Here is a 7,749-nt window from a genome sequence, read left to right as displayed (position 1 = left end):
CGGCGACACCTTGAAACTCTTCATTTTCAAACAGATCCCGCATATTAAAGCGACACCAAACTCGATCTTCTTTTACAAAATGCCCAGTTACAAAGGGCTTTATTCCTTCGGAATAGCGGGTGCTGACTCATTAAAGTCGTCGACAGGGAAATATTGCATCCCTTCAACCCCATCAATCACCAAACCATCACTTTGTTCATTCTGTTCAATTACCAATATGCGTCGATTACGTATCGCGAGCTGGCTTTCGTAAGATAAAAAAGTATTTAGATCAATAATTGGGATAAGTCGGCCACGGATATTCGACACACCTAACACCCATGCCTGCACATTCGGCAGGCGAGTATAGGCGGGCACTCGTAGAATTTCTTTTACTTCAGACATCGGCGCAACAAAGTAATGCTCGCCGATTCGAAAGCCAATCCCACTCCAGGTTTCGGTGACTTCGCTTTGCTCAGGAAGACCCGTTGCACTGGTGCGAACTCGGGATTCAATATCCCGCAATAGCGCAATTGGGGTTATATCGGACATGTCAGATTAACCTAAAGTTTTGCCAGCCATAACAGCTTCAATGGTTTTAAGCAGCTCTGCTTCAGCTACCGGCTTGACCAAATAGCCTGATGCGCCTTGACGTCGCCCCCAAACCCGATCGGTTTCTTGGTCTTTTGTGGTAACAATGACAACGGGAATGTGAGCTGTATCAGCCCCTTTAGTCAACTGGCGTGTTGCCTGAAAACCGTTTAGCCCAGGCATTACGATGTCCATCAATACGACATCTGGCAATTCTTGGCGTGCCAAAGCAACACCATCAGCGCCGTTGTCGGCCGTTAACACTTCTATTCCATGCTTCTCCAGCATACCTTGGAAGGCATAGGTTTCAGTTGGAGAATCATCTACTATTAAGACACGTGGCATAACACACCCTTGTTCGTTTCACTAAAATTCGTTTTATCTATTTGACGTAATCACGTATCGCGCCGAGCAATTCTTCTTTACCAAATGGCTTAGTTAAATATTGATCGGAACCGACGATCCGTCCTTTTGCTTTGTCGAACAAGCCATCCTTACTTGAAAGCATGATTACAGGTGTTTCTTTAAAGGCACTGTTATTTTTAATCAGTGCGCAGGTTTGATATCCGTCTAATCTTGGCATCATAATATCGACAAATATGATATCTGGCTTAGAGTCGGCGATTTTAGCCAACGCATCAAACCCGTCAGTAGCGGTAATAACGTCACAACCCACCTTTTTTAGCAAGGTTTCTGCCGTGCGGCGAATGGTTTTAGAGTCATCAATCACCATTACTTTCAAATTGTCAAAACTGGTATCCATAGGCCTTCCCAAGGTTGAGCGCTTTCAATTAAAAAATTTCAAACAATGTTAGCTGATTATTTACAAAAATAATATGACTTCAGTCTAACACGCTTACCTCTGTCGTAACTTAAAAATAAGCTAAATTCCAAACAAGTAACTTTTATCATAGATTCTAACTTATCGCTATAACTGTCTGTTAAGAAAGTTATTTTGCCTTACGACACTTTGCTTTACCATGTCAGTTTACGACCAATTCTTAAAATAGAGACTCTCATGACGATTAAACTAGCTATTGTGATGGACCCAATTGAGTCCATCAATTTCAAAAAGGACAGTTCTTTAGCCATGCTATGGGCTGCTGCCGACAAAAACTGGTCATTACACTATTTAACGATGGCCGACTTATACCTTGAAGATGGCGTCGCTAAAGGGCTAAGCACCCCGTTAACCGTTACTAGAGATCCAGATGACTTCTACCAGCTAGGCGAGCCAGTAGCTCTCCCACTATCTGACTTCGACGTTATCTTAATGCGAAAAGACCCTCCTTTCGACAACGAATACGTTTATGGTACCTATTTACTAGAAAAAGCCGAGCAATCTGGCTCATTAATAGTCAACAAGCCACAAAGTTTGCGCGACTGCAACGAAAAAGTTTTTGCGACCAATTTTAGCCAATGCACTCCACCTCACTTAGTGACCCGAAATGCCGATTTACTGCGCCAATTTCACCAAACCCATCAAGATGTCATCTTTAAACCACTTGATGGCATGGGCGGTACGGCAATCTTCAGGCTAAAGCCGGAAGATCCAAATATTGGCGTAATCATTGAAACCTTGACGAAATACGGTCAAGAGCAAATCATGGCACAAAAATATTTACCCGAGATCAAAGATGGCGATAAGCGAATTCTCATCGTTGATGGCCAACCCGTTGATTATTGCCTAGCTCGAATCCCAGCGAAAGGGGAGACCCGAGGTAATTTAGCTGCGGGTGGACGTGGCGTCGCTCAACCCCTTTCTGATCGAGACCGCTGGATTGCGAACCAAGTCGCACCCGAATTGGTGAAGCGTGGGTTACTATTCGTCGGCTTAGACGTTATTGGTGATTACTTAACAGAAGTTAACGTTACTAGTCCAACCTGTATTCGAGAGATCGATACAGCGTACGGTACAGATATCGCCGGCGATTTAATGAACGCAATTGAAAAAAGGTTGGTAAAACGATAAAGAATGGCCACGCAAACAGCTAAAATAGGCGCTTTTGATCGCCTCAGTTTTACTGTGTTTTTAGCGCTCGCGCTGCATGCTTTGCTGATTTTCGGTGTAAGCTTCAGCGCGTTCACGCAAAAACAGAGTAGCCCGACACTCGAAGTCACTCTCAGCTTACATAAAAGCAATGATGATGTACCGCTTGAAGAAGCCGACTTTTTGGCTGACAGTGACCAAATGGGTAGCGGTACGCTTGAAGACAAAGCATTGCTCAAGTCTGACCAAGAAGCGGAAATAGAGGAAAATCAAATTTTTCATACTACACCAATGGTTCAACACTTAGCCTATACAAACTTGAGCGTTAGTCATGATCGAATTATAACCAGTAGTAATTTGAGTGATTTTGCAGCCAATGATGCTTCTCTCGAAGAAGGCTCCGCAACTTCTGCAAACGCGGAAAAAGAGAATATCGTCCTTAACAATATTACCGATGTGGCAACGCTTAAAGCTCTACTAGAAGATAGCCGACAAAATTACGCCAAACGACCACGAACCAAAACCTTGACTGCCGTCTCTGCGAAAAGAGCGGCCGATGCGAGCTATATTTATACTTGGCTACAAAAGGTCGAGCGCATTGGTAACCAAAATTACCCCGACGCTGCGCGTGAAAAACGACTAATTGGCTCAGTCGGCTTGGCGGTAGAAATTAACGAAGACGGCTCTCTAAGAGATGTCTCAGTAACGCGCCCTTCTGGCAGTAGTATTTTAGATCAGGCGGCGAAACAAATTGTTCATCTAGCAGCACCATTTGAACCGTTATCTGCCGAAATTTTAGAGGGCAATAACGTGCTTGTCATTATGCGAACTTGGCACTTCCGTGTTGACGAAACAACTCGGTTCAGCGCCGATGGCTGAATTCTGGCTTGGCTTTGACTGGGGTACCGGCTGGATAGGTGTTGCTTGCGGGCAGACACAAACCCACACCGCCACAGAGTTAAACCCATTAAGAGCACGCAATGGAATCCCTAGCTGGGCAGAGATAGACGAGCTCGTTATACAATGGAAGCCCGCTGGCTTTGTCGTTGGCCTTCCTTATAATATGGATGGTTCAGAATCAGAAATGACGGTACGCGCAAATAAATTTCGCAAACGGCTACATGGTCGCTATGGTTTGCCAGCAAACGGCATAGATGAACGGCTTAGCACCAAAGAAGCCTTACAACACATCAATGGCAAAGCAATGTCACTGTCTAAGGCGCGTAAAGCCAAAATAGACAGTATCGCAGCGCAAATCATTTTACAAAGTTGGCTCAATGAGCAGCTACACAATCTCTAATCGTCCTGCCGATAATTACTACTTAGACTACTTCTTAGCGATGGTCGGCACGGTTGCGCAGCGCTACGAAGATTTGTTGACGGATGCGGATCGATCTTTTTTAAGGAAAATAGACCGCAGCTCGCATCGAGCTTTAAGGCTACTCATTCGCTTGTACATGCGCAAAGGCCCTAACTTCATTGAGCGTAAACTAGATTACGCAGAAATCGACGATATGTCTCTCGCCATTCAAGAGTTAATTACACAAAATCTAATTGCCGTTAACCCTGAAGTTTACGCGTGGGAGCTGATAGATATTCTACCCGTCTCGACCTCAAGAGAGCTGTTTTTAGAAGAGAACCAAAAACTTAAAAAAAACGATCTAGTAGATCTGTGGTTAGACGATGAGCAATTAATGACGGCCTCAGAGTGGGGCTGCCCAGACGCAATAATTTGCCCCTTAGATTATGACAGTATTAGACGCCTTCAATTACTATATTTTGGCAACGAACGGCAAACGATAACAGACTTCATCCTCGATGATCTTGGTGTTGCAAAATATGAGGCATATCCATTGGATGTCAAGAATCGTTTTTTCTCTAACCAGGTCGACATAGAACAGTTTTTACAAATTAGCGATTTCAACAATGACTTTTACTTACTGCAAGAAGCAAAAGACTGGACCGGTCTGGTACAATTTGCAGAAGCCTGTTTTAAATTAAATGTTTCTAAACAATTGCAATATCGGTGGCATAAGCTTTTGAATCGCATCGCTTATCGTCTGGAACAAGTAGAAGAGCTTGACCTAGCATTAGCCCTATTCGATACAAACGACTTACCACCATCACGAGAGCGACGCGTACGTATCTTATTCAAGCAAGAGCATTTTAACAGCGCACTAATTTTGCTAAATGACATGCAAACTCAACCCAAAGCAAACAGCGAAATAGCCTTTTATCAGCGTTTTATCAATAAAGTTAATAAAGCCTTGGAGTTGCCAACAATAAAATTCATTAAGCCTATCTGGCAGGAAAAGTACATTATTGCTCACCGCGAAGACAAATCAGTTGAGCTCATCGCAAGCGATTATCTGGAGCATTGCGAATGGCTCGAAAACAGTCTCCCGATGGCAGTGTTCGGCTTATCAATTTGGCCGATTATCTTTGCGGATGTTCCTGGAGTATGGCATCACTCTTTTCAATCGGGTCCCACTGACTTACTAGAAGAAGATTTCACCATTAAGCGGCAGGTGCTAATTAACAAAATGTACCAGCACGATAAAGCTCAGCTGCGTGAAATAATAATTCAGACCTGGCAAGAAAAATCCGGCACTTCTAACCCGTTCATCAACTGGAAAGTGTTAAACCTCGATACTGTACTAAGTTGCTTCGATGCCCTTTCTCTTGAGCAATGGCACGGAATATACAGGCATATATTTACCGATATTCGTCATCATCGTTCTGGTTTCCCAGATTTATTCCAACGTACATTACACGGTTATGAGTTTATCGAGATTAAAGGCCCTGGTGATAAGCTACAGGACAACCAAATTGCATGGTTGAAAACCTTCAATAAGCTCAACGTAAATGTCAGCGTTTGTTATGTCAGTTATCACTAAGCGCCCTGCTTTTAAAATTAATGTTCGCGCACTAGCCGATTTTTGCCAAACATCTGGAGATTTAATCAGCCAATACCGCGCATCACCGAGCAGCATAGAAGGCCAATTCAGTCACCGATATATTCAACAAAAACGTTCCTCGCCTTATCAACCAGAAGTGAGCGTTCGCCTAGACTGGCAAGCGTCAGAGTTCGACCTTAGCGTTAATGGACGGGTTGACGGAATCACAGAGCAGGGTATCGAGGAAATAAAAACATCACGCATACCTCCCAGTGAAATTCCTGAAACAGCCAAGGCGCTCAACTTAAGTCAGGCTAAACTATACGCTGGCATGATTGCAACTAGAAACCCCAATCAAGAACTTTTTAAAGTCAGTGTATGCTATGTACACCCACAAACCCTACAAGAGTGGCCAGAAGTCTCTTGGTTAAGCACGGCTGAGTTAATCGATTATTTAGTAGAGTGTTGCACGAGATACAGCGACTGGTTAGCCCTAAAAGTTAAACATAATCGCGCATTAATACCTTGGCTAAATAATTTAAACTTTCCGTTTGGCGAAATGCGACCAGAGCAAAGGTTAATGGCGGAAAGCGTTTATAAGTCGAGTGTCACCAAGCGTCATTTAGCAGTTGAAGCCCCAACCGGTACAGGTAAAACTCTCGCAGCTTTGTACCCTGCTCTTAAAGCAATGGGCAGCCAACCAATTGACTCTATATTTTATTTGTCCATGAAAACCACCGGCCAAGAAGCTGCTTGGTCAAGTGTGGCATTAGCGGATACAGAAGCGGCGATCAATGCCGTTCAGCTGTCAGCTAAAGATACCTATTGTTTGTCAAAAGAAACGCCCTGCGATGGTCAATATTGCAAATTTGCCAATCAGTATTTTGAGAAACGCTCTAACTTAAGAGTCCACTTGTTTGATCCAGTCCATTGGACAGGGCAAGCAATAACCGAATTTGGCAAAACGCATGAAATCTGCCCTTACTATTTAAGCCAAGACTGGGCGATATGGGCAGATCTAATTATTGGTGACCTAAACTATATTTACGATACAACCGCTGTTCAGCCCTATCTTCTTAAAGAAATAGATAATCGAGCGACAGTATTAATTGATGAAGCGCACAACCTAATTGATCGCGGGAGAATGATTTACTCAACTGACTTTAATGGTGAAGCCCTACATAAATTAAGACAACAATGTCCTAAGCGCATCAAAAAAACGTTAAGCAAAATACAAACTGCTTTACGTAACTGCTGTAAAGATAAACATCTGATGATTGATTCTGAGCCACCTTTGGCGTTAATTCAGCAAGCACGCCAGTTTGTCAGTGACAGCGCAGCATTGCTACGTGAAGAACCCAGCTTTGAACCCCCAATTGAGTGGCAGCAGTTTATATTCTTATGCTCTCGTTTTGTTCGATTGAGTGAACTTGCCAATGAACGTGACTTTATTTGGCGCTATCACGATGGCAAAACACATGAACGAAAAGTCGAACTGCTTTGTTTAAACCCTGCTAGCCTGCTCGAAGAAAAACACAATTTAGTCAATAATGTCGTCGCATTTTCAGCGACATTGAAACCTGCTGCTTATTCATTAACTTTAAATGGATTAACTTCAGCGGTGTTCCAAACCCTTCCTTCACCTTTTTTACCTAGTCAACACAGGGTTCGCATTATTGATGATGTTTCCACACGGTTTTCAGATCGCCTTGCGCTACCAGAATTAATACGTCCACTGTTACATAGCTATTGCCATAACAAGAAAAATACATGGGTATTTTTTTCAAGTTATATGCAATTAAACAACTGTGTTAAATCACTAAGGCTAAATAGTGAGAGACATATTGTGCAGAACCCTCATTGGAGCTCGGACGATAAAGCCCAACTATTAACTCGATTTAGAAATGAGCGTGGCATTACCTTATTTTGTGTTTTAGGCGGCGTTTTTTCTGAAGGAATCGACTTACCCGGCGAGCAACTTGAGCAAGTCGTTATTATTGGACCTGGGCTCCCACAAGTAAATGATATAAACAACCGAATAAAAGATTCTCTTAGCCAGCAAGGCTTACCAGGGTTTGATTACACTTATATGTATCCTGGTCTTCAGAAAGTTTTACAAGCCGCAGGGAGGACTGTTAGAACCCACTCAGATATAGGCGAAATTATACTGGTGGATGATCGTTTCAAAACGTACTGGCAACAAGGTCTGCTACCGAGTTATTGGCAAGTTCGACTATGCTCAATAAAAGATTGGACCGACACCACTGCTGCCCCATAGCTTAGAAGCCGGCC

General features: G+C 43.3%; 8 protein-coding genes. 5 read left to right on the top strand and 3 right to left on the bottom strand.

The features are described from left to right. Positions 1-99: 99 nt before the first annotated feature. From ACI882_RS08630 to pilG, 3 genes are read right to left on the bottom strand one after another with little or no spacing between them, the layout of a single operon-like run. Positions 100-531, bottom strand: coding sequence for a chemotaxis protein CheW (locus ACI882_RS08630; protein WP_411748463.1), 432 nt, complete (start codon positions 529-531; stop codon positions 100-102). 6 nt (positions 532-537) lie between these two features. Continuing rightward, entirely contained in the window at positions 538-915 is a 378-nt protein-coding gene (gene pilH / locus ACI882_RS08625; protein ID WP_215999852.1) for a twitching motility response regulator PilH, read from the bottom strand. A 37-nt stretch (positions 916-952) separates the two neighbouring features. Further along, a complete protein-coding gene (gene pilG, locus ACI882_RS08620; RefSeq protein WP_008047949.1) occupies positions 953-1,333 on the bottom strand; it encodes a twitching motility response regulator PilG in 381 nt (126 codons plus the stop codon). 255 nt (positions 1,334-1,588) lie between these two features. Here pilG and gshB point away from each other — a divergent pair, with 255 nt between their 5' ends. The 5 genes from gshB to ACI882_RS08595 are packed head-to-tail and all read left to right on the top strand — an operon-like array spanning position 1,589 to position 7,735. Continuing rightward, positions 1,589-2,542, top strand: coding sequence for a glutathione synthase (gshB, locus tag ACI882_RS08615; RefSeq protein WP_411743168.1), 954 nt, complete (start codon positions 1,589-1,591; stop codon positions 2,540-2,542). Positions 2,543-2,545: 3 nt separating this feature from the next. Further along, positions 2,546-3,439 (top strand): energy transducer TonB, encoded by an 894-nt coding sequence (locus ACI882_RS08610; protein WP_411743169.1) that lies wholly within the window; start codon positions 2,546-2,548, stop codon positions 3,437-3,439. Further along, the gene (gene ruvX / locus ACI882_RS08605) at positions 3,432-3,860 is read left to right on the top strand and encodes a Holliday junction resolvase RuvX (protein ID WP_411743170.1); all 429 of its coding nucleotides are present in this window, start codon (positions 3,432-3,434) and stop codon (positions 3,858-3,860) included. The genes ACI882_RS08610 and ruvX overlap by 8 nt, the downstream gene beginning before the upstream one ends. Beyond that, positions 3,838-5,457 carry a VRR-NUC domain-containing protein gene (locus tag ACI882_RS08600; protein WP_411743171.1) on the top strand — a complete coding sequence of 540 codons (1,620 nt, stop codon included), beginning with the start codon at positions 3,838-3,840 and terminating at the stop codon, positions 5,455-5,457. Before ruvX ends, ACI882_RS08600 begins: the two co-directional genes overlap by 23 nt. Next, the gene (locus ACI882_RS08595) at positions 5,426-7,735 is read left to right on the top strand and encodes an ATP-dependent DNA helicase (protein ID WP_411746422.1); all 2,310 of its coding nucleotides are present in this window, start codon (positions 5,426-5,428) and stop codon (positions 7,733-7,735) included. Before ACI882_RS08600 ends, ACI882_RS08595 begins: the two co-directional genes overlap by 32 nt. Positions 7,736-7,749 lie beyond the last annotated feature (14 nt).

The organism is Reinekea sp. (assembly GCF_046710285.1).
Classification (GTDB): Bacteria; Pseudomonadota; Gammaproteobacteria; order Pseudomonadales; family Natronospirillaceae; genus Reinekea.
The sequence above is the reverse complement of the archived record's forward strand: the minus strand, read 5'-3'. Positions and strand labels throughout refer to the sequence as shown.